Source organism: Xanthomonas nasturtii, assembly GCF_001660815.1.
GTDB classification, from domain to species: domain Bacteria; phylum Pseudomonadota; class Gammaproteobacteria; order Xanthomonadales; family Xanthomonadaceae; genus Xanthomonas; species Xanthomonas nasturtii.
The window spans coordinates 55,231-76,627 of the sequence record NZ_LYMI01000015.1 but is presented as its reverse complement, the minus strand read 5'-3'; the positions used below and the strand labels follow the sequence as shown (position 1 = coordinate 76,627).

18 protein-coding genes and 1 riboswitch are annotated in these 21,397 nt (G+C 64.4%); of the genes, 10 read left to right on the top strand and 8 right to left on the bottom strand.

All coding sequences use genetic code 11. The annotated features are described in order from the left end of the window. Nucleotides 1–51: 51 nt before the first annotated feature. From A7D16_RS07460 to ndk, 4 genes are read right to left on the bottom strand one after another with little or no spacing between them, the layout of a single operon-like run. Complete coding sequence (locus tag A7D16_RS07460) at nucleotides 52–912, bottom strand: helix-turn-helix domain-containing protein (RefSeq protein ID WP_064631309.1); 861 nt, start codon at nucleotides 910–912, stop codon at nucleotides 52–54. Further along, nucleotides 909–1,697, bottom strand: a complete 789-nt coding sequence (gene pilW / locus A7D16_RS07455; RefSeq protein ID WP_064631308.1) for a type IV pilus biogenesis/stability protein PilW — start codon at nucleotides 1,695–1,697, stop codon at nucleotides 909–911. The genes A7D16_RS07460 and pilW overlap by 4 nt, the downstream gene beginning before the upstream one ends. Before the next feature lie 10 nt (nucleotides 1,698–1,707). Continuing rightward, entirely contained in the window at nucleotides 1,708–2,913 is a 1,206-nt protein-coding gene (gene rlmN / locus A7D16_RS07450; protein ID WP_064631306.1) for a 23S rRNA (adenine(2503)-C(2))-methyltransferase RlmN, read from the bottom strand. An 18-nt stretch (nucleotides 2,914–2,931) separates the two neighbouring features. Next, complete coding sequence (ndk, locus tag A7D16_RS07445) at nucleotides 2,932–3,357, bottom strand: nucleoside-diphosphate kinase (protein ID WP_002812972.1); 426 nt, start codon at nucleotides 3,355–3,357, stop codon at nucleotides 2,932–2,934. Nucleotides 3,358–3,575: 218 nt separating this feature from the next. On the opposite strand from ndk, the gene A7D16_RS07440 reads away from it, so the two are divergent. The 7 genes from A7D16_RS07440 to A7D16_RS07410 all read left to right on the top strand — a co-directional run bounded on the left by A7D16_RS07440 (nucleotide 3,576) and on the right by A7D16_RS07410 (nucleotide 10,729). After that, nucleotides 3,576–4,208: a TetR/AcrR family transcriptional regulator gene (locus A7D16_RS07440; protein WP_007963815.1), complete on the top strand. Its 633-nt coding sequence runs from the start codon at nucleotides 3,576–3,578 to the stop codon at nucleotides 4,206–4,208. Nucleotides 4,209–4,232: 24 nt separating this feature from the next. Beyond that, nucleotides 4,233–6,620, top strand: coding sequence for a 3-hydroxyacyl-CoA dehydrogenase/enoyl-CoA hydratase family protein (locus A7D16_RS07435; RefSeq protein ID WP_064631304.1), 2,388 nt, complete (start codon nucleotides 4,233–4,235; stop codon nucleotides 6,618–6,620). A 139-nt stretch (nucleotides 6,621–6,759) separates the two neighbouring features. Continuing rightward, the gene (locus A7D16_RS07430; protein ID WP_064631302.1) at nucleotides 6,760–7,965 is read left to right on the top strand and encodes an acetyl-CoA C-acyltransferase; all 1,206 of its coding nucleotides are present in this window, start codon (nucleotides 6,760–6,762) and stop codon (nucleotides 7,963–7,965) included. A 161-nt stretch (nucleotides 7,966–8,126) separates the two neighbouring features. Further along, nucleotides 8,127–8,202: riboswitch (Fluoride riboswitch) on the top strand. Between the two features lie 86 nt (nucleotides 8,203–8,288). Further along, complete coding sequence (locus A7D16_RS07425; protein WP_064631300.1) at nucleotides 8,289–9,620, top strand: voltage-gated chloride channel family protein; 1,332 nt, start codon at nucleotides 8,289–8,291, stop codon at nucleotides 9,618–9,620. Continuing rightward, the gene (locus tag A7D16_RS07420; protein WP_082925753.1) at nucleotides 9,617–9,967 is read left to right on the top strand and encodes a hypothetical protein; all 351 of its coding nucleotides are present in this window, start codon (nucleotides 9,617–9,619) and stop codon (nucleotides 9,965–9,967) included. Before A7D16_RS07425 ends, A7D16_RS07420 begins: the two co-directional genes overlap by 4 nt. A gap of 31 nt (nucleotides 9,968–9,998) precedes the next feature. Then, on the top strand, nucleotides 9,999–10,406 hold the full coding sequence (gene crcB, locus A7D16_RS07415; protein ID WP_064631297.1) for a fluoride efflux transporter CrcB: 408 nt from the start codon (nucleotides 9,999–10,001) through the stop codon (nucleotides 10,404–10,406). Then, a complete protein-coding gene (locus A7D16_RS07410; protein WP_064631295.1) occupies nucleotides 10,403–10,729 on the top strand; it encodes a DUF190 domain-containing protein in 327 nt (108 codons plus the stop codon). Before crcB ends, A7D16_RS07410 begins: the two co-directional genes overlap by 4 nt. Before the next feature lie 193 nt (nucleotides 10,730–10,922). Here the strand turns inward: A7D16_RS07410 and A7D16_RS07405 are convergent, their stop codons facing one another. From A7D16_RS07405 to A7D16_RS07390, 4 genes are all read right to left on the bottom strand, one after another. Continuing rightward, nucleotides 10,923–12,215, bottom strand: coding sequence for a replication-associated recombination protein A (locus A7D16_RS07405; protein WP_193395451.1), 1,293 nt, complete (start codon nucleotides 12,213–12,215; stop codon nucleotides 10,923–10,925). 350 nt (nucleotides 12,216–12,565) lie between these two features. Beyond that, nucleotides 12,566–13,237: an outer membrane lipoprotein chaperone LolA gene (lolA, locus tag A7D16_RS07400; RefSeq protein ID WP_064631289.1), complete on the bottom strand. Its 672-nt coding sequence runs from the start codon at nucleotides 13,235–13,237 to the stop codon at nucleotides 12,566–12,568. A gap of 64 nt (nucleotides 13,238–13,301) precedes the next feature. Beyond that, nucleotides 13,302–15,251, bottom strand: a complete 1,950-nt coding sequence (locus A7D16_RS07395) for a DUF3857 domain-containing transglutaminase family protein (RefSeq protein ID WP_064631286.1) — start codon at nucleotides 15,249–15,251, stop codon at nucleotides 13,302–13,304. A 357-nt stretch (nucleotides 15,252–15,608) separates the two neighbouring features. After that, a complete protein-coding gene (locus A7D16_RS07390; protein WP_064631283.1) occupies nucleotides 15,609–17,963 on the bottom strand; it encodes a DNA translocase FtsK in 2,355 nt (784 codons plus the stop codon). 283 nt (nucleotides 17,964–18,246) lie between these two features. On the opposite strand from A7D16_RS07390, the gene trxB reads away from it, so the two are divergent. The 3 genes from trxB to aat all read left to right on the top strand — a co-directional run bounded on the left by trxB (nucleotide 18,247) and on the right by aat (nucleotide 21,383). After that, on the top strand, nucleotides 18,247–19,215 hold the full coding sequence (gene trxB / locus A7D16_RS07385) for a thioredoxin-disulfide reductase (RefSeq protein ID WP_064631280.1): 969 nt from the start codon (nucleotides 18,247–18,249) through the stop codon (nucleotides 19,213–19,215). A gap of 57 nt (nucleotides 19,216–19,272) precedes the next feature. Then, the gene (locus A7D16_RS07380; protein ID WP_064631278.1) at nucleotides 19,273–20,391 is read left to right on the top strand and encodes a GNAT family N-acetyltransferase; all 1,119 of its coding nucleotides are present in this window, start codon (nucleotides 19,273–19,275) and stop codon (nucleotides 20,389–20,391) included. Between the two features lie 242 nt (nucleotides 20,392–20,633). Further along, nucleotides 20,634–21,383, top strand: a complete 750-nt coding sequence (aat, locus tag A7D16_RS07375) for a leucyl/phenylalanyl-tRNA--protein transferase (protein WP_064631276.1) — start codon at nucleotides 20,634–20,636, stop codon at nucleotides 21,381–21,383. Nucleotides 21,384–21,397: the final 14 nt, after the last annotated feature.

Sequence of the window (21,397 nt, the reverse complement as noted above, 5' to 3'; positions counted from 1 at the left end):
TCCCGGAGGAACGGAACATCAAAAGGGATAAATGAAAAACCGCAGTCCGCTTCACTCGGAAGCCGGCACCACGGAGCCGTCTGAGGATACCGCAAAACGGGCCACATTAGCGCGCTGGAACGGTTTCACATCGACGATACTGCCGCCTTGCTGAACCTGTACCGCCGAGGCATTACCCAACACGATGCGGCCCACCTGGCCCGGCAAATAGCTGCGATGCTCGCCGGCGCGGATCAGCGCTTTTTCCACTGCACTGCCATCCGGTGCCAGGATCTGCACCCAGCTGTCGCCACTGAAACTCAACGACAAGCTGCCACCCGTGGCGGCCGCCGTTGCAGGCGCCTCGGCATCGGACGTGGCGCGCGGCACCGGGGTCATCGACGCGATGTACGGCGCCGGCTGCTCGCGTGGCGCGGCGACCGGCTGCGCTGCAGGATTGCCTGGTGTGCCGGTTTTTGCAGCCTCAGGCATGCTATCCAACGACACCGTACTTGGCGCCTTGCCATCCAGATGCGAGCGCGTCGCGTACCAGACCGGCACTGCGAACACGCCGGTGATCACCACGTACATGGCCTTGCGCGCCGTGCTTTCGAGAATGCGCCGCGCACGCGGGGTGTGCGTGTGACTGACCAGCTTGACCGGTTCGATCGGTGCGATGGTCGCCCGCTGCAACAGCGGCTCCAGGTCGACCTGCAGCAAGCGCGCGTAGCTGCGCAACTGGCCACGCACGAACACCGGCGCGCCCAGACGCTGCCAGTCCTCCTGCTCCAAGGAGCGCACCACGTGCCCCGGCATGCGCAGCTTACCGGCCACGTCGTCCACGCTCAGACCTGCCGCCTCGCGCGCTTCGCGCAAGTGCTGCCCGCAGCCCTTTTCCTGCTCGAAAAGGTTCGGATTGGAATCACTGATCACAATGCATTGGCCCCGGGGTTAGCGGTCGCTGCGTCAGGAAATTCCTTGACCAACCGCTGTTGGTAACGGCCGGCAGCTACCTTGTCGCCTAGCCCTTGCTCAATCTGAATGGCGAGTTGTAACACGGAAGCCGTTGCCGGTGCAGCCGAAAGGCGACGTTCGACAAAGGCGCGTGCTTCGAAATAATTGCGACGCCCGGCTTCCAGCCGTGCCATCGACTCCAACGCATAGGGATTGTTCGGATCGATCTCGAGGGCTTTGCGCAAATCGCTTGCCGCGCGCTCAGGCTGCCCCGCCTTAAGTGCACAACCACCTGCATTTCCCAGTGCGGACGCGGGAGATGCGTAGGTTCGGTCGGCCAGTGCGCGATCAAACCAGATCAGCGATTCGGCAGGCGACCTGTTAGCACATACCCACGCGCCATAATTGTTCAACACATCTCCGCGTTGTGGCGCCAGCTCGGCGGCACGGCGATAGGAGGCGCCCGAGCCTGCGACATCGCCGCGTCCACCCTGGATTAGCGCCAACATACCGATGGCGTCCACCGATTGCGGATCTTTCTTCAAAGCGGCGCGGATTTGTTCCTCGGCGCCACCATAGTCCCCGGTCTGCATCCGGTTGCTGGCCAGGCCGAGCTTTTCCTGTACCGCCAGGCGGTCCTTGGTAGCCTTGTTGTCACGGAACGAATAGACCGGCGCGACTTCTTCCCCGCGCTTGGCCGACCCTGCCTCGGCATTGCGACCACCGCAGCCGGCCACGCTCAGCGCAATCGCCACGACCACCATTAACGAGATATTACGCTGCCGCATCTCGATCAGCCTGCCCTTCCAATGTACGGCGGAAGTCCGCCTGGCGACGGGTACGGTCCATGACCTGTCCTTTTAACTGCCCGCATGCCGCGTCGATGTCGTCGCCACGGGTGCGGCGAACCATCGTCAGCACCTGCGCATCGAGCAGGATCTTCTGGAATGCGCGAATCTCCGTCTCGCCCGAGCGCTCGTAGCGCGTGCCAGGGAACGGGTTGAACGGAATCAGGTTGACCTTGCCGGCGTCCTTGGATTGCACCGCATTGTCGAACTGACGCATCAGCCTGGCCAACTGGCGCGCGTGCTCCGGTTGGTCGTTGATGCCCTTCATCAAGGTGTATTCGAAGGTCACCGAATCGCGCTTCTTGCTGCCGCGCAGGTAGCGGGCGCACGACTCCATCAGCTCGGCGATGGGGTATTTCTTGTTCAATGGCACCAGGCTCTCGCGCAGCGCGTCGTTGGCTGCGTGCAGCGAGACCGCCAGCGACACATCGCTTTCGGTGGAGAGCCGGTCGATCATCGGCACCAGGCCGGAGGTCGACAGCGTCACACGCTTGCTGGCCAGGCCGTAGCCAAGGTCATCGCGCATCACGCTCATCGCGCGCACGACGTTGTCGAAATTCATCAACGGCTCGCCCATGCCCATCATCACCACATTGGTGAGCCGGCGCTGCTGGTGCGGCACGTTGCCCAGATGGCGCGCCGCGACCCACACCTGGCCGACGATTTCGGCGGTGGTGAGGTTGCGGTTGAAGCCCTGGGTGGCGGTCGAACAGAACGTGCAGTTCAAGCCGCAGCCAACCTGGGAGGACACGCACAGCGTGCCGCGGCCCTTGTCGGGGATGTACACGGTTTCGATGGCGTTCTTGCCGTCGGTACCCATGGCCAGCAGCCATTTGTGGGTGCCGTCGGTGGAAGGCTTGTCGAACACGACGTTCGGGACGAGGACCTCGGCATGCTGGTGCAACTTCGCACGCAACGCCTTGCCGAGGTCGGTCATCTGGTCGAAATCGGTGACGTAGCGATGGTGAATCCACTTCATCACCTGATGGGCACGGTAGCGCGCTTCGCCGAGCGTGTCGGCGAAGAAGCGCTCCAGTCCCTCGCGGTCGAGGTCGAGCAGGTTCTGCTTGCGCAGTTCCCGGGTACGGACGGGCACGTCCTGCAACACGGAGGGGATCACGACCTCATTCACGATTCGACTCTCTCGGCCTCAGCGCGAGACCACTTCGGTGGCGGCAAAGAAATACGCGACTTCGTTGGCAGCGTTCTCGACCGAGTCCGAGCCGTGAGCGGCATTGGCGTCGATCGAATCGGCGAAGTCGGCGCGGATGGTGCCCGGCGCAGCGTCCTTGGGATTGGTCGCGCCCAGCAGGTCACGGTGTGCGGCGACGGCGTTTTCTCCTTCCAGCGCCTGGATCATCACCGGGCCGGAGATCATGAACTCGACCAACGCATTGAAAAACGGACGCTCGCGGTGCACGGCGTAGAAGCCTTCGGCTTCGCGACGTGACAGCTGCTTGTACTTGGCAGCCACAACCTTCAGGCCAGCCTTCTCGAAACGGCTATAGATTTCGCCGATGACGTTCTTGGCGACGGCATCGGGCTTGATGATGGACAGGGTGCGCTCCAGCGCCATGGGAAGATCTCCGTTGGGCGAGCCACTGAAGGCCCGAGGTTATCATGAAAAAAACCCGCGTCAAAACGCGGGCTTAGGCTTCTTTGCGATGGTCAATTCTATCGTGTCGCCCATTCGTTTGCACAGCGCCCCCTAAATCGTGCTGCATTGCCGCATGACCTGCGTGCAACCAAGCCCGTAGACTCAAACAATCGTTTGATTGAGTCCGACCCCAGCGCATGCCCAAGCCCGCCCACTTCTCCACCAAGGACCGCATTCTCGGTGCGGCCGAGGAGCTGTTCGCCCAGCACGGGTTCGCCGGCACCTCGCTGCGCCAGCTCACCACTCAGGCCGACGTGAATATCGCGGCGGTCAATTACCACTTCGGGTCCAAGGAAAACCTGGTCAACGAGGTATTCCGCCGCCGCATGGACGAGATGACCGCCGCACGGCTGCAGCAACTGGAGGCGGCAAAGAAGTCCCAGCCCGGCGAGCTCACCGCCGTGCTTGCGGCCTTTGTCGAGCCCGCATTGGCGATGGCGCAGGACCGCCAGAACGGCGGTGCGTTCGTGCGCGTGATCGCCCGCGCCTACGCGGAAAAGAACGACAACCTGCGCAAGTTCCTATCCGACCATTACGGCCATGTGCTGCGCGAGTTCGGCAAGGCCATCGCCGGCTGCGTGCCGGGACTAAGCAAGGAAGAGCTTTACTGGCGACTGGATTTCCTGGCCGGTGCGCTCACCTATGCCATGGCCGATTTCGGCCTCATCAAGCGCCCGGCGGGCGTTAGCGAGGCCGACCATCGCGCGCGGGCTGCGCGCGAACTGATTCGTTTCGCGGAACCCGGTTTCCGTGCTCATTCCACACCGTAAACGTTCCACAAGAGGCTTATTGCTATGTCCAATCCGTTGCTAGTCCGTCGTGCCGCCGTGCTTGGTGCCGGCGTCATGGGCGCGCAGATCGCCGCGCACCTCACCAATGCCGGTGTCGACACCGTGCTGTTCGACCTGCCTGCCAAGGAAGGTCCGGCCGACGGCGTCGTGCTCAAGGCGATCGCCAATCTCGGCAAGTTGAGCCCTGCCCCGCTCGCCAGCAAGGCGCTGGCCGAAGCGATTACACCGGCCAACTACGGCACGCCCGATGACAGCAAGGGTCTGGAACAGCTGCGCGATTGCGATCTGATCATCGAAGCGATCGCCGAGCGCATGGACTGGAAGCAGGACCTGTACAAGAAGATCGCGCCGTTCGTGGCCGAGCATGCGGTACTGGCCTCCAACACCTCTGGTCTGGGTATCAACAAACTGTCCGACGTGCTGCCCGAGCAGCTGCGCCACCGCTTCTGCGGCGTGCACTTCTTCAACCCACCGCGCTACATGCACCTGGCCGAGCTGATTCCGGCCAAGGGCACCGACAAGGCCGTGCTGGAAGGCCTGGAAGCGTTCCTGGTGACCACGCTCGGCAAGGGCGTGGTGTATGCCAAGGACACCCCGAACTTCATCGGCAACCGCATCGGCGTGTTCTCGATTCTGTCCACCATCCACCACACGCAGGAATTCGGCCTGGGCTTCGATGAAGTCGACGCGCTGACCGGCCCGCTGGTCGGCCGCCCCAAGTCGGCGACCTACCGCACCTCGGATGTGGTGGGCCTGGACACCATGGCGCACGTGATCAAGACCATGGGCGACACCTTGCCGGACGACCCGTGGCACCAGTATTTCACCTCGCCGAAGTGGCTTGACGCGTTGATCGCCAAGGGCGCGCTTGGCCAGAAGGTCGGCGCCGGCATCTTCCGCAAGGTCGGCAAGGACATCGTGGTACTGGACCTGCAGAAGCAGGATTACCGCGCCGCTGATCGCACTGCCGCACCGGAAGTGGTCGAGATCCTCAAGATCAAGAACCCGGCCGAAAAGTTCGCCAAGCTGCGCGAAAGCCAGCACCCGCAGGCGCAGTTCCTGTGGGCCACCTTCCGCGACCTGTTCCACTACAGCGCCTTCCATCTGGCCGACATTGCAGAAACCGCGCGCGACGTGGATCTGGCGATCCGCTGGGGCTACGGCTGGTCGCTCGGCCCGTTCGAGACCTGGCAGGCCGCCGGCTGGAAGCAGGTGGCGCAGTGGATTGCCGAAGACATTTCCAGCGGCAAGAGCATGAGCAGCGCGCCATTGCCGAACTGGGTGTTCGATGGCCGCGACGGCGTGCATGCCGCAGAAGGCTCGTACAGCCCGGCGCGCGATGCCAAGCTGCCGCGTTCGGCGCTTCCGGTCTACAAGCGCCAGCGCTTCCCCGACCCGCTGCTGGGCGAGCAGTTCTCGCCGGGCGAAACCGTGTTCGAAAACGACGGCGTGCGCATGTGGCACGACGGCGACGACATCGCGGTGGTCAGCTTCAAGACCAAGATGAATACCGTGTCCGACCACGTGCTCAACGGCTTGCAGGAAGTGGTTGGCCGTGCCGAGAAGGACTTCGCCGGGTTGGTGATCTGGCAGCAGAAGGAGCCCTTCTCTGCGGGTGCGGACCTGGCCGGCGCGCTTGGCCTGCTGCAGGCCGGCAAGGTGGATGCGTTCGAAGCCTTGGTCGCCAATTTCCAGGCCACCAGCCAGCGCATCAAGTACGCGCAGGTACCGGTGATTTCAGCGGTGCGCGGCCTGGCACTGGGCGGCGGCTGCGAGTTCCAGATGCATAGCGCCAAGACCGTCGCATCGCTGGAAAGCTATATCGGTCTGGTCGAAGCCGGCGTCGGCCTGCTGCCGGCCGGTGGTGGCCTGAAGGAAATCGCGGTGCGCGCTTCGCAGGCCGCAGGTCCGGGCGGCGACGTGTTTGCCGAACTGAAGAAGACCTTCGAAACCATCGCGATGGCCAAGGTCTCCAACTCGGCGGTCAATGCCCAGGAACTGGGCCTGCTGCGCGGCACCGACAAGGTCGTCTTCAACAGCTACGAGGCGCTGCACATCGCCAAGGCCGAAGCGCGCGCACTGGCTGAAGGCGGCTACCGCGCCCCGCTGCCGGCACGCCGCATCCAGGTCGCCGGCGACGTCGGCATTGCTACCTTCAAGATGCTGCTGGTCAACATGCTGGAAGGCCGGTTCATCAGCGAATACGACTACGAGATCGCCACCCGCATCGCCACGGTGATGTGCGGCGGCGAAGTGGATCGCGGCGCGCTGGTGGACGAAGAGTGGCTGCTCAAACTGGAGCGCAAGCACTTCGTCGAACTGGCCCAGCAGGAAAAAACCCAGGCACGGATTGGGCACATGCTCAAGACGGGTAAGCCGTTGAGGAATTGATTGAAGCCGGGACCCGGGACCGGGAACCGGGGACCCGGAAGAGCAAGAGCAGCCAGTGTGCGCTTTTGACTTTCCCGGGTCCCCGGTTCCCGATCCCGGGTCCCGAACCGCAAACTCCCGCCATTCGAGACTTTCCCAAATGACCAGACAAATTCAAGAAGCCTACATCGTCGCCGCCACCCGCACGCCGGTCGGCAAGGCGCCCAAGGGCGTGTTCCGCAATACCCGTCCCGACGACATGCTGGCGCACGTGTTGCGTGCGGTGGTGGCGCAGGCGCCGGGCATCGATCTGTCGCGGATCGACGATGCCATCATCGGTTGCGCCATGCCCGAGGGCGAGCAAGGCATGAACGTGGCGCGCATCGGCGTGCTGCTGGCGGGCCTGCCTAATACTGTGGCGGGTCAGACCATCAACCGTTTTTGTTCGTCCGGCATCCAGGCCGTGGCGATGGCAGCCGACCAGATCCGTCTGGGCAATGCCGATCTGATGCTGGCCGGCGGCACCGAGTCCATGTCGATGGTGCCGATGATGGGCAACAAAGTCGCGATGTCGCCGAGCGTGTTCGCCGACGATCACGTGGCCATTGCCTATGGCATGGGCATCACTGCCGAAAAGGTCGCCGAAGAATGGAAGGTCTCGCGCGAAGATCAGGACGCGTTCGCGCTGGCTTCGCATCAGAAGGCGATCGCCGCGATTGCCGCCGGCGAGTTTCGCGACGAGATCACCCCGTACGAAATCCTCTCGCATCAGCCTGACCTGCAAGGCAATGTCATCGCGCTGCGCAAGCGCCTGGTCGACACCGACGAAGGCCCGCGCCCGGATAGCTCGCTCGAAGGTCTGGCCAAGCTGCGCCCTGTGTTCCGCAACGGCCAGTTCGGCGGCAGCGTCACCGCCGGCAATTCGTCGCAGATGAGCGACGGCGCCGGTGCGGTGCTGCTGGCCTCCGAGCAGGCAATCAAGGATTACGGCCTCACCCCGCTTGCGCGTTTCGTCAGCTTCTCGGTGGCGGGCGTGCGCCCCGAAGTGATGGGCATCGGCCCGATCGCGGCGATTCCCAAGGCGCTCAAGCAAGCCGGCCTGACCAAGGATCAGATCGACTGGATCGAGCTCAACGAAGCCTTTGCTGCCCAGGCATTGGCGGTGATCCGCGACAGCGAACTGGATCCGTCCAAGGTCAACCCGCTCGGCGGCGCGATTGCCCTCGGCCACCCCCTGGGTGCGACCGGCGCGATCCGTGCGGCCACGCTGGTGCACGGTCTGCGCCGTCGTCAGCAGAAGTACGGCATGGTCACCATGTGCATCGGCACCGGCATGGGCGCTGCGGGCATTATCGAAGCGCTGTGAAAGCCCAACCCCGGAGCCACTCTGGAGGCCAGCTCGGGTGCACTACAACGTCCGGTGAGCGAGTGCTCGCCGGACGTTTTCCAAGCGGATGAATAGAGTCGGAGCAAGTGACAGTCGATGCCCTGGCGGTCTCTGGACAGGGCTGCCGACCGGGATTAGTCTGCACGCTCGGAGATGGCGTTCCTCCGTGCTTTTCCATCAACCGTAGCGATCGCTACTGATGACGCCTACAAGAACTCTGGCTCGGCCCAGGGATTGTAGGCGTGTTCTTGCTCACATCTCCTTGCCGTGCCAGCCCTCATGTCTCCAGACGACAGGCTGCCATGTCACGATTTCGCCACCCCGAACACTTCGACCTTCTCGCTCATCTTGCCAAATGGCTGGTGATCGCCAGCCTCGTGGCCGCGCTGGCCGGCACCGCCTCGGCATTTTTCCTGTGGGCACTGGATTGGGCAACCCACTGGCGCCAGACACATCCCCGCGCGATCTGGTTGTTGCCGCTGGCCGGGTTTGCAGTCGGGCTGGTGTATCACCTGCTGGGCAAGCAGGTGGATGCAGGCAATAACCTGATCATCGATGAGATCCACGACCCGAAGAAGCTGGTGCCGCTGCGTATGGTGCCGCTGGTGATGGGAGGCACGGTCGTTTCCCACTTGTTCGGCGCATCGGTTGGCCGTGAAGGCACCGCGGTGCAGATGGGTGCCGCACTTGCCGATCAGCTCACCCGCCTGCTGCGCCTGCGCCGCGAGGACCGGCGCATCTTGTTGATGGCCGGCATCAGCGCCGGTTTCGCCTCGGTGTTCGGCACGCCGTTGGCCGGTGCAATCTTCGGGCTAGAAGTGCTGGCCATTGGTCGATTGCGCTACGACGCACTGCTGCCCTGCGCGGTGGCGGCCATCGTGGCCGACCAGGTCTGTCTGGCCTGGGGCATCCACCACATCCACTATCCAATTGGTCAGATCGTTCCGATCGGGATCGGCAGCGTCCTGGCCGTCATGGCCGCCGGCATGCTGTTCGGCCTGGTCGGAATGCTGTTTGCCACCGTCACCCATCGGCTAGGCAGCTTGAGCAAGCGCGTCATCGGCTACGCTCCGCTGCGCCCGCTGCTCGGCGGATGCGTCATCGCACTGGCGGTGTGGGGACTGGGCACGCAACGCTACATCGGCTTGGGAATTCCCGAGATCGTGCGCGCCTTCCACGCGCCTATCGCGCCTTGGGATTTCCTGGGCAAGCTCAGCTTTACCGCAATTTCGCTGGGAACCGGCTTCAAGGGCGGCGAGGTTACTCCCCTGTTTTACATCGGCGCCACGCTGGGGAATGCGCTTGCGCCGTTGCTGCATCTACCCTTTCCGATGTTGGCCGGGATCGGTTTTGTGGCAGTGTTTGCGGGGGCGTCCAACACGCCGATTGCATCCACGCTGATGGCGGTCGAACTGTTCGGTGCCGATATCGCACCGCTTGCCGCACTCGGCTGCATCACGGCCTATCTGTTTTCAGGCCATACCGGGATCTACCACGCGCAGCGCATTGGTAATGGCAAGCATCATCGGCACATTGCAGGGCTGGAGGAAACCATACGTCTTGCCGACCTGCCCGCGCGGCGGCGGCCCATCGCACGCGCGCCCGACAGTGCTGCCGGCGGGGAGCAGCAATGAGCATGCCACCGCCCACCGGCGTACTGCGCCTGTACTTCGCTGCCGGCAGCCGCGCCCGGCCCAGCCGGTTCTGGCATCGGCTGGGTGCTCCTGCGCTGGCGCACCACCTGCTACGCGCCGCAAGACGCGGCGGCATCGCGCAGGCCATCTTGCTGCATGTGGACTCGGGCTATCTTGCCGGCCAGGCAAGGCTGTTCCATCATCATCCTGAGCTCGCCGACCTGCGCCACCCGCAATGCCTTGAACTGATCGACGACCAGACGCGCCTGCGCGGCTTTCTGGAGGCGCATCGCGACGAATTAAGGGACGTGCGTGCAGTGCTGCTGTGCTGCTGCGAAATTCGCTGACACACTGCAGACCGCGCGCCGGAGAAACCACGTGACACCGATCTATACCATCGCCGCCATTTCCCTGGGTGCCAGTCTGGGAGCGGTGTCCCGCTACGGGCTGGGCCTGGCGCTTAATGCCTTGTTCCCCCCGGTGCCGATCGGCACGCTCGCGGCCAATCTCATGGCCGCTTATGTGGTGGGTGCGACCATCGCCTACGTCGGCACCGTCCCCGGTCTTTCGCCGCTATGGCGCCTGTTTCTGATTACCGGCCTGGCCGGAGGGCTATCCACGTTCTCCACCTTTACCGCCGAGTTGTTTTCGCTGCTGCGCGAAGGACGGCTTGGGCTGTCGGCCGCCATGCTGGGCCTGCATGTGGGCGGCTCGCTCGCCTTGCTCATGCTGGGCATGCTGACCATTGGCCTGTTGCAAAAGTCATCATCGGGAATTGCTGGATGAAGGGATATCAACTTACATTTTTCACCAGCCAGGGCTCCCGTCATGGGCATGGAGCACTGTGCGACTGGCTGTTGGAAACCGCACGCGACTGCGGTGCCAGCGGCGGCACCTTGGTGAATGGTCAGGAAGGCTTTGGACACGCAGGTCTGTTGCATTCGGCCGGCTTTTTCGAATTGGCCGACCAGCCGCTGGCAATCATCATCTGCGCGGACACCTCGGCCTGCGAGAAGTTGCTTGCGCGCATCGGCGATGAAGACATCGCACTGCCCTACGTCAAGACACCGGTCGAATTCGGACGGGTCGGCAGGTTGGCGCCCGGCTGAGTCACGCCTCGACGGCACGATGTGCAAGCGCGCAATTGCTATGCGATTACGACCCAAACGACACGCGCTAGCTAGGCGAAGATGATCCACCTTTGCGCCGTGACTGCAGCCATCGCCTGGACATCTTGCCCCTGCATCGAACATGCCGATAACAGAGGGCCTGACGGCCAGGCCGCCGTGCTCGCGTGTAGCGTCATGCCTGCGTCTTGGGCGTGCGCTTTTCCGTGCGCGCCTGCTCCCTGGCTTCGCGCAGCCGGTCGAGCTTTTCCTTCAGCTTGATCTCCAGCCCGCGCGGCACCGGGTTGTAATAAATCCGCTCGCCCATCGCATCCGGAAAGCCGGTCTGATCCAGCGCGATGCCGCCTTCGGCATCGTGGTCGTATTGATAGTCCTGGCCGTAACCGAGCGTCTTCATCAGCTTGGTCGGCGCATTACGCAGATGCAACGGCACTTCCTGCGTGCCGGTGGCGCGCACCTCAGCCTTGGCCTGATTGAAGGCGGCGTAGCCGGCGTTGGATTTGGCGGTAGTGGCCAGATACAGCACCAGCTGCGCGAATGCCAACTCGCCTTCCGGGCTACCGAGGCGCTCGTAGATGTCCCAGGCTTCCAGCGCCATGCTCTGCGCACGCGGGTCGGCCAGGCCGATATCCTCGATCGCCATACGGGTCAGCCGCCGCGCCAGATAGGCCGGGTCGCAGCCGCCATCGAGCATGCGCGTCAGCCAGTACAGTGCCGCATCCGGGTTGGAACTACGCACGGATTTATGCAACGCCGAAATCTGGTCGTAGAACTGCTCGCCGTTCTTGTCGAAGCGGCGGGTGCGGTCGGCCAGCACCTGTAGCAGCGTCTGCGGCGTGATCTCGCCGCCCTCGCCGCCTGCCAGCTCGGCGGCGATTTCCAGCAGGGTCAATGCGCGCCGCACGTCACCATCGGCAGCGCTGGCGATTTCCAGCAGCGATGCATCGCTGACCTGGATCGTCTCCTGGCCCAAACCGCGCTCCGGGTCGTGCAAGGCCCGCTGCAGTGCGTCGACGATGTCCTGCGGCGACACCGATTCCAGCACGTGCACGCGGCAACGCGACAGCAAGGCCGAGTTCAATTCGAACGATGGGTTCTCGGTGGTCGCGCCGACGAACAGAATCGTACCGCGCTCGATATGCGGCAAGAACGCGTCCTGCTGCGCCTTGTTGAAGCGATGCACCTCATCGACGAACAACACCGTGCGGCGGCCGCTGGAAAACCGCTGCGCGGCCTCGGCCAGTACCTGGCGCACTTCCGGCAAACCCGACAATACAGCCGAGATCGCCTTGAATTCGGCATCGGCGTAGTGCGCCAGCAACAAGGCGAGCGTGGTCTTGCCGCAGCCGGGTGGGCCCCACAGGATCATCGAGTGCACGCGGCCCGACTCCACCGCGCGGCGCAGTGCGCTGTCGGGCGTCAGCAGGCGTTTCTGGCCGACCATTTCGTCCAGCGTGCGCGGGCGCATGCGCTCGGCCAGCGGACGCAGATGGTCGGCGTCCACACTAAGCAGATCGGCGGTGCTGTCGATGGTGGATCTGGTTCGTGCCACAGCCCATTCTATCGCGCCGGGGCGTTATCGCATTGCAGCGACGGGTTGCTGCGCGGAAGCGACAGGCCTTGCACGGTCGCAGAGGCATTCGCGGCAGCGATACGGAGTGACGGCCGCGTCCGGAGCACAGAAGACGCAGCGCAAAGCGCCTTTGCGTGGGAAGGCGACTGCAACAGCGCTTCAACGCATCCAGTGACAAAGCGCACGAAAGCTCAGGCGCGCAGCTGGATAACGCAGGGATCGGTCGCCTTCAATCGACCACGGCGTTACTGCGCGTCGCCCACCACATCCACGCCCTTGGCCGGGGTGTAACGGAAAGTATCGGCCGCAAACGCGGGGTTGCGCTTCCACCCACTGAAGCTGATCGCGGTGCGCTGGCCGACCGCATCCACCACTTCCATCTTGGCCAGACCGTCCTTGCCGAAGCCGAGCGAGGCCATCTGGAAGCTGGCGTCGGTGTCCACCTTGGGCGTCAGCGACAGCCACTGCAACCCATCGCGCGGCGCGGCTTCTTCGCTGACGTCGTACTGCTTGTCCAGACGCGCCGGGTCGATCAACGCCACCAGCGGGCTGTTCTGTTCTTCGCTGCCCTGCGCGCGCACGGTGACTTGTTCCAGATCCGGGTCGAACACCCATACCTTTTTGCCGTCGGCGACGATCAGCTGCTTGTACGGTTTGGCGTATTCCCAACGGAACTGACGCGGTGCGGACAGCGCAACCCGCCCGCTGGAATTTTCCTTGACCCGGCCATTGGCGTCGGAGACGCGCTGGCTGAACTGCCCATCGAGCCCCTTCAAGCCACGCGTAAAGGTGTCCAGTTCCTGACGCGCACCGGCAGACGCGGTACTGGCGAACAGAGCGGTGGCGAGGACGGCATAACGGAGCTGGCGATGCATCGCGGTCTTCCAGAAGGACATGCGTGGATTCTGATACTTCATAGATGAATGGGCGAGCGCTATCCCACGACGGGCCCGGCTGGCGGCGTCTGCGCTGCGATCCTGCTCACTGCGCGGTCTGCACCCGGGACAGGTCGCCATAGACGATCTGACCGCGGAAGCCGCGCCGCACCTGCTGATACAACTCGCGGAACGCCCGGTAGTCCTGCGCTTGGCACAACGCCTGGGGCCCACGCACGGCAGCGCGCTGCAGGCGATGCACGGCGGTCACGGTCTGCCCTTGCCGCGTCCAGTCAACCACGTATTCGCCGGCGGCATTGCGGAAGGTACTGCTGCGCGGGATGGCGATGATCGGCACCGTCTCCGGGAAGCTCACCACGTAGGTTTCTTCGCGCACGCTGTCGTTGCAGTAGAACGGAGTGAGATTGTCTTCGGCCGAAGTGGTGGTGTAGATCGCGCGAATCGATTCGGCGCCGGGCATGTCCGGCAGGGTCATGCCGCCGACCACCGAAAAATCCACCGCGTCCTTGGCCTGGAAGGTGTAGCGGTAATTGAACGGAGCATCCAGATCCAGCGGGTCGCCCTGGATCAATAGATCGCCGGTGCCGTCGAAACCGGACTGGGCAATGATCGACTCTTCGATCCGGTTGCGATTTTGCGCATTGAGCTGCACGAACATCGCGCGCAAGCCCACCTCGCCGGTCTGCCCGCTGTCCAGCGTGGTCACGCCCTGCAGGCCACCCTGCGGCGTGAACTTGTACTCGGTACGCGCCACATAGCGATTGACCTTGCGGTCGTTCGGCGGCGTCTGCGTGACCTTGCCGTCACGCGTGTGCACCACTGGCGCGCCAAGGTCGCCGGCCGGCAATTGGCCGAAGCGTGCGTACGGGTTGGTCGAATCGACGTACAGATCGAACGCAGGGATGTAGGTAATGGCGTGATTGAAGCGGCCCAGCACCGGAATCTCCGGCAGCGTGGGGCCGCCTTCGGCGCCGATCAGCACCGGCGTGCTGGCGATGCCCTTGGCCGCGAGCAAGGCTTCCAGAATCACCGTGTGGTCCTTGCAGTCGCCGTAGTGGTTGGCCAGGATGTTGTCGGCGCTGTTGGGTTCCAACCCGCCATTGCCCAGATACACCGCCACATAGCGGATATTGCGCGCGACCCAGGCGTATAACGCCGCTGCCTGCGCGCGTGGCGCGTCGATGCCACGGGTCACCTCGTCGGCCAGCGTCTGGATTGCCGGCGTGACCGCGGCGGCGCGCCCGCCCTTGACGTGATACGCCAGCCCCATCTGCGACCAGCTGTCGAAAGTGCTGGCCATCAAGGTGGGGCTGAACTCCCACGTGGCCGCGCTCCAGTTCTGGTTCTTCATCGGCGCAGTGCGCTGGTAGCGCCACTCCCAGCGTGCCTGATCGCCGCGCACCACCGGCTTGGTGCCGCCCTGCAGCCCGCGCACGGAAAGATGCATCGGCAGCGACTTCGGTGCCACCAGCGTGACGACCGCATCGTCGTACTGCGCGAACACGCTGAAGGTCTCCCACAGGCTGAAATAGCCGGGGAAATACGGCGTGTTCTGCGCCCGCCGCACGCGGTAGACGATACGTGCGCCCGGCGCCAGATTCGGGAACACCACGACCTTGACCTTGCGGTCGGCATACATCGCCGCCGAGGCGCTGGAATAGCTTTCCTGGGTGTAGATCTTGTCGGCAGCGACATCCTGGCGCAGCCCCTCGGCGGTAACGGTGTACGCCTGCACTACCTCCAGCGTTTCCATTTTCTCGCTATAGCTCAGCCGGACCTGGCTGAACTGCTCCACCGCCGATTTGGTCTTGAGCAGAATTTCGTACTCGTCGGTCTCCACGCTGCTGGCATCGGCGCGCACTTCGTAGTGGGCGCGGTAGCGCACGAAGCTGTAGTTGGTGTCGGCCTGGCTGCGCGCTGCCGCAGCAGCAGGCGCGGCCTTCTGCTGAGCCTGAGCCTGGGCCTGGGCCTGGGCCTGGGCAAGCAGCGGAGTGCAGAGGAGCAACACGAGCAACAACAAGGGACGATGCAACATGGGTCTCGATCACGGCGGGCCGGAGCGGCCCTCACCGACAGGGTAGCCGTTGTGCCCGGCAATGACAGGCACGGACTTCCAACAATCTCGCATTGCTACGTGCGGTAGCCTCTGTCGATCAGCCATGCGTCGAGATCGAATCGACCTGACGCCATGCTGCGCAGGGCGGACACCCGCAAGCGTGACGATAGAACCGACACAGAGCCCGTATGGGATGGTCGCAATTCGTTAGCTATCGCGATGCCTGAGCGTTTGTAAGGCCTCAGCCCCTGTGACGCTAAAGCCTCGCTGCCTTGCCGCCCTGCTGCCAGCCAGGGCAGCGGCGTGGGTACCGCATCCGGCAACGCGCAGCGACGCTTACTTCGGCGGCGGCGGTGCCAGCACGGTGCGGTCGCCATTGTGCTCGGGCTGGCTGACCACGCCGGCGGCTTCCATCGCTTCGATCAACCGCGCGGCACGGTTGTAGCCAATCTTCAAGCGCCGTTGCACGCCGGAAATCGAAGCACGTCGCGTCTCGGTGACGATGCGCAAGGCTTCGTCGTACAACGGGTCCGATTCGTCGCCACCACCGCCACTGCTTTCCGGCAAGCCGGTCGCACCGACCACGGTGCCGTCGCCCATGGTCTGCACTTCGTCCAGCACGCCTTCGACATACGACACCGGCCCACTGGCCTTGAGGTGCTCGACCACGCGATGCACTTCTTCGTCGCTGACGAAGGCGCCATGCACGCGGTCAGGCAGCGCGGTGCCCGGCGGCAGATACAGCATGTCGCCGTTGCCCAGCAGCGCTTCGGCGCCGGACTGATCCAGGATGGTGCGCGAATCGATCTTGGAACTGACCTGGAATGCCACACGGGTCGGGATATTGGCCTTGATCAGGCCGGTGATGACGTCCACCGACGGCCGCTGCGTGGCCAGAATCAAGTGAATACCGGCCGCACGCGCCTTCTGTGCCAATCGCGCGATCAGCTCTTCGACCTTCTTGCCGACGATCATCATCATGTCGGCAAATTCGTCGATGAAGATGACGATGAACGGCAGCGTTTCCAACGGCCGCGGCGCTTCGCCCAATTCCGGGTTCGGCTTGAACAGCGGGTCCATCATCGGCTGGCCGGCGTCGATGGCGTCCTTGATCTTCTTGTTGAAGCCGGCCAGGTTGCGCACACCCACTGCGCTCATCAGCTTGTAGCGGCGCTCCATCTCCGCCACGCACCAACGCAGGCCATTGGCAGCCTCCTTCATGTCGGTGACCACCGGCGCCAGCAAATGCGGGATGCCCTGGTAGACGCTCAGTTCGAGCATCTTCGGGTCGATCATCAGCATGCGCAGTTCCTTGTGCGAGGCCTTGAACAACAGGCTCAGCACCATCGCATTGACCGCCACCGACTTGCCCGAGCCGGTGGTACCGGCCACCAGCAAGTGCGGCATGCGCGCCAGATCGGCCACGGTCGGGCGGCCGGCGATGTCCTTGCCCAGGGCAAGCGTCAGCGGGCTGGCCGACTTGTCGTATTCCTTGGAGCGCAGCAATTCGCTCAGGAAGATCATCTCACGGGTGACGTTGGGGATCTCCAGACCCACCACAGATTTGCCCGGAATCACGTCGACCACGCGCACCGATTTGACCGACAGCCCGCGCGCGATGTCCTTGTCCAGCGAGCTGATCTGGCTGACCTTGATGCCCGGTGCCGGCTCGATCTCGAAGCGCGTGATCACCGGGCCCGGATAGGCCCCGACCACCTGCGCTTCGATGCGGAAATCCTTGAGCTTGAACTCGATCTGCCGCGACAGCGTTTCCAGCGTCTCTTCCGAATAGCCCTTGGCCTGCGGCTTGGGGTCGTCCAGCAACGCCAGCGGCGGCAGGTCCGAGCCGTCGGTGCTGACGCCCTGGAACATCGGGATCTGGGTGTCGCGCTTGGCGCGCTCGCTCTTTTCCACCACCGGGGCCGGTGGCGGCTCGATCTTCACCGGCTCACGCTTGGCCTGCTTGACCGCATCGACCTTGCGCACTTCCTCGCGTTCCTCGCGCATCACGCGGGTCTGCTGCCACTCGGTGGCCTGGTGGGTCTTGCGCTGCATCAACGGCCCCAGCGCCAGCACCCACTTGCCGATACGCTCCATCACCGCGAACCACGACAGCCCGGTGGCCAGGGTGATCGACACCAGCAGCAGCACCAGCACGAACAGGTTCGCGCCCAGCGCGCCGAAGCCCGAACTGAGTGAGCCGCTGACCAGCTTGCCGAGGATGCCGCCAGCCTCGGCCACCTCGCCCTGGAACAGGCGCAGGTGCAGGAAGCCGGTCGAGGAAATCAGGAACCCCACCATGCCGACCAGGCGCAGCGCCGGCCCCAGATCGCTCTGGCTCTGCTCCTCGCGCTCGCCGATCAGGGCGATCCACGCCACCGCCCCCAACAGCACCGGCAGCAGGAAGGCCACATACCCGAACAGCTGCAGCAGCACGTCCGCCGCCAGCGCACCGAACCGGCCGCCCATGTTGTGGATCGGCGCAACCAGGTTACCGGTGCGCGACCAGCCCGGATCGGTGGCCGAATAGGTGAGCAGACTCGCCAGCAGATACAGCAGCAACGGCGCCACCGCGATCAAGGCCAGATCGCGCCAGAGCTTTTGCCGACGCGGATTGTCCGCCACCGCCGTCTTGCGCGACGACGATTTGCCCTCTGCGGGCTTGCTGCGTTCGGGAACCTGCTTTGCCACCTGTAGCCAGACCTTAGAAAAATGCTGTTAGTGGTTGATAATAAACGACTGAGGCCACGGTTTCAGCAGTTGCATGAGCACTGGCGACCCAGCTGCGCCGCGCTCAACGAAAAACGCCGCACAGGGCGGCGTCGAACATGCATCACGGGTGCACCATGCCATCTGCGGTTCAAGCAGTTCCATCGCGCCGCCTTGATTCACCGGGTGGGGACCGCCACTCTATGCCGCCACAGGGGCGCGAATTACGTCGTCTGCCCTACCAATTCCTAGATCGCGAGTATACATGAGCGCTTCTTCTGCCAGTCCCGCCAAGCATTCCCGCCTGCTGATCCTGGGCTCCGGCCCGGCCGGCTGGACCGCCGCGGTCTACGCCGCCCGCGCCAATCTCAAGCCGGTGGTGATCACCGGCCTGCAGCAAGGCGGCCAGCTGATGACCACCACCGAGGTGGACAACTGGCCCGGCGACCCCCACGGCCTGATGGGCCCGGACCTGATGACCCGCATGCAGGCGCATGCCGAGCGCTTCGAGACCGAGGTCATCTTCGACCACATCCATACCGCAGACCTGTCGCAGCGCCCGTTCCGGCTGATCGGCGATAGCGCCGAGTACACCTGCGACGCGCTCATCATCGCCACCGGCGCCACCGCCAAATATCTGGGCATCCCCAGCGAAGAAGCCTTCAAGGGCCGTGGCGTCTCTGCCTGCGCCACCTGCGACGGGTTCTTCTACAAGGACCAGGACGTGGTGGTGGTCGGCGGCGGCAACACCGCGGTCGAAGAAGCGCTGTACCTGTCCAACATCGCCCGCAAGGTCTACCTGGTCCATCGCCGCGACACCTTGCGTGCGGAAAAGATCATGCAGGACAAGCTGTTCGCCAAGGTGGCCGCCGGCAAGATCGAAACCGTCTGGCACCATGCCATCGACGAGGTGCTGGGCAACGATGCGGGCGTGACCGGCGTGCGGGTCAAGTCCACCATCGATGGCAGCACCCGCGACATCGATGCGCATGGCTTTTTTGTCGCCATCGGCCACCACCCCAATACGCAGCTGTTCGACGGCCAGCTGGCCATGAACAACGGCTACCTGGAGATCCGCTCCGGCCTGAACGGCGCGGCGACCGAAACCTCGGTGGCCGGCGTATTCGCCGCTGGCGACGTGGCCGACCAGCACTACCGCCAGGCCATCACCTCGGCCGGGTTCGGCTGCATGGCGGCGCTGGATGCCGAGCGTTTCCTCGACAAGAGCGCCTGAGATGGCGGCTGATTGCCGGCCGCGCCACGCGGCCAGCAGTGCCGGCGGAGCGCAGGCATGGTGGTGACTGCGCGCTGGTGTCGCCAGCTGGACGAACTTCCGCCCGGTGCCTGGGATGCGCTGCACGACGGCGCGCATCCCTTCATCAGCACCGCATTCCTGCAAGGCCTCGAACGCGAGGGCTGCCTGCGCCCGGACTGGGGCTGGAACCCGCTGCATCTGACCCTGTGGGATGGCGAGACCCTGGTTGCAGCGGCGCCGGGCTATCTGAAGAACAACTCGCACGGCGAGTTCGTGTTCGACCACGCCTGGGCGCATGCGTATGCGCGCTACGGGCAGGAGTACTTCCCCAAGTGGCTGTGCGGGGTACCCTACTCGCCCGTCACTGGCCCGCGCCTGCTGGGCGCGCCCAAGTGGCGCGGCCATCTGCTGACGGCCATGCGCGAATTGGTGGAACGCAGCGGGCTGTCGTCGGCGCACGTGAACTTTCACCCTGCCGATGAAGACACCGCCTTTGATGCCGACTGGCTGGAGCGCAACGACCTGCAATACCACTGGCACAACGCCAGCGGCTGGAGCGACTTCGAAACGTTCCTGGCGGCGATGGACCACAAGCGGCGCAAGAACATCCGCCAGGAGCGCGCCAAGGTGCAGCGCGCCGGCGTGCAACTACGCGTTGTGCATGGCGACGACGCCAGCGACGCCGACCTGGAAGCGATGTACGGCTTCTATCTCAAGACTTTCAACGACTACGGCAACTCGCCCGCGCTGACGCCCGAGTTCCTGCGCCAGCTGGCGCAGCATCTGCCGCGCCAGCTGGTAATGTTTCTGGCCGAACTCGACGGGCACCCCATCGCCGGCGCGCTGTGCCTGCGCGGGCGCGACACGCTCTACGGCCGCTACTGGGGTGGCGAAGCGCTGCCCGGCCTGCATTTTGAAACCTGTTACTACCAGGGCATCGAATACTGCCTGCGCGAGGGCCTCACCCGCTTCGAGCCCGGCGCGCAGGGCGAGCACAAGATTGCGCGCGGCTTCCTGCCGACGCTGGTGCGCAGCCGGCACTGGATCGCCGACCCGGGCTTTCGCGAACCGTTGGCGCAATGGTGCGCAGACGAGCGCGACGCTGTCGCCCGGCACGCACGCGAGCTGTCCGAGCACAGCCCGTTCCGCGATTGATCCAAGGCGCCGGTAACGGCGGGTGTCGCTCAGGTGCCCAGCCGCTTGCAAGGCGCCACCCTGTCGAAGGACGCACTGCTGCAAGCTCCGCAACATAACCAACACGTAGCGAACAGGCGTCAGGTAGGCGTAGACCGCCCGCAGCAACCGGGAGTGTCCGCGTTGATCATGCCGATTCGGGGCACCGGTCGTGCCCACCAGGCGCTGCGCAGTCGGCTTGTCAGCTACTCTAAACTGCGCAGATGTCGCGCCACCTTCCCTTTCTGCTCGATGCCGATCCGGCGGCTCCTTTTCCGCCGGCCACACAGGCCTTGCGTGAGCTGGACGGCCTGCTTGCCATCGGTGGCGATCTGTCGCCGCAGCGGTTGCTCAATGCCTATGCGCACGGCATCTTCCCGTGGTTTTCGGAAGGCCAGCCCATCCTGTGGTGGAGCCCGGACCCGCGCATGGTGTTTCGCACCGATGCGCTACACCTGTCGTCGCGCTTCAGGCGCCAACTGCGCAGCAGCAGCTGGACGGTACGTGCCGACACTGTCTTCGACCAGGTGATCGACGCCTGCGCATCGGTTCCACGCGCAGGCCAGGACGGCACATGGATCACTGCGCCGATGCAGCACGCATACATCGCGTTGCATCGGCTGGGCCATGCGCACTCGTTCGAAGTCTTCGACGGCGCGCGCCTGGTGGGCGGCATCTACGGCGTGGCGATCGGGCAGATGTTTTTCGGCGAAAGCATGTTCAGTGCCGAAAGCGGCGGCTCCAAGGTGGCATTGGCCGCGCTGGCTGCGCATATGCATGCAGAAGGCTGGCCGCTGCTCGACGCCCAGGTGGAAAACCCGCACCTGCTCACTCTGGGGGCGCAGCGCTTGCCGCGTGCGCAGTTCCTGCAGCAAGTACAGCTGCAAGTAGCTCGACCCGCGGCTCCCGGCACCTGGTCCGAACGCTACGGCGAACGCCTTGCGAGCGCGTTTGGTGAAGCCCGCTTAACATAAAATTTGCACCGCGG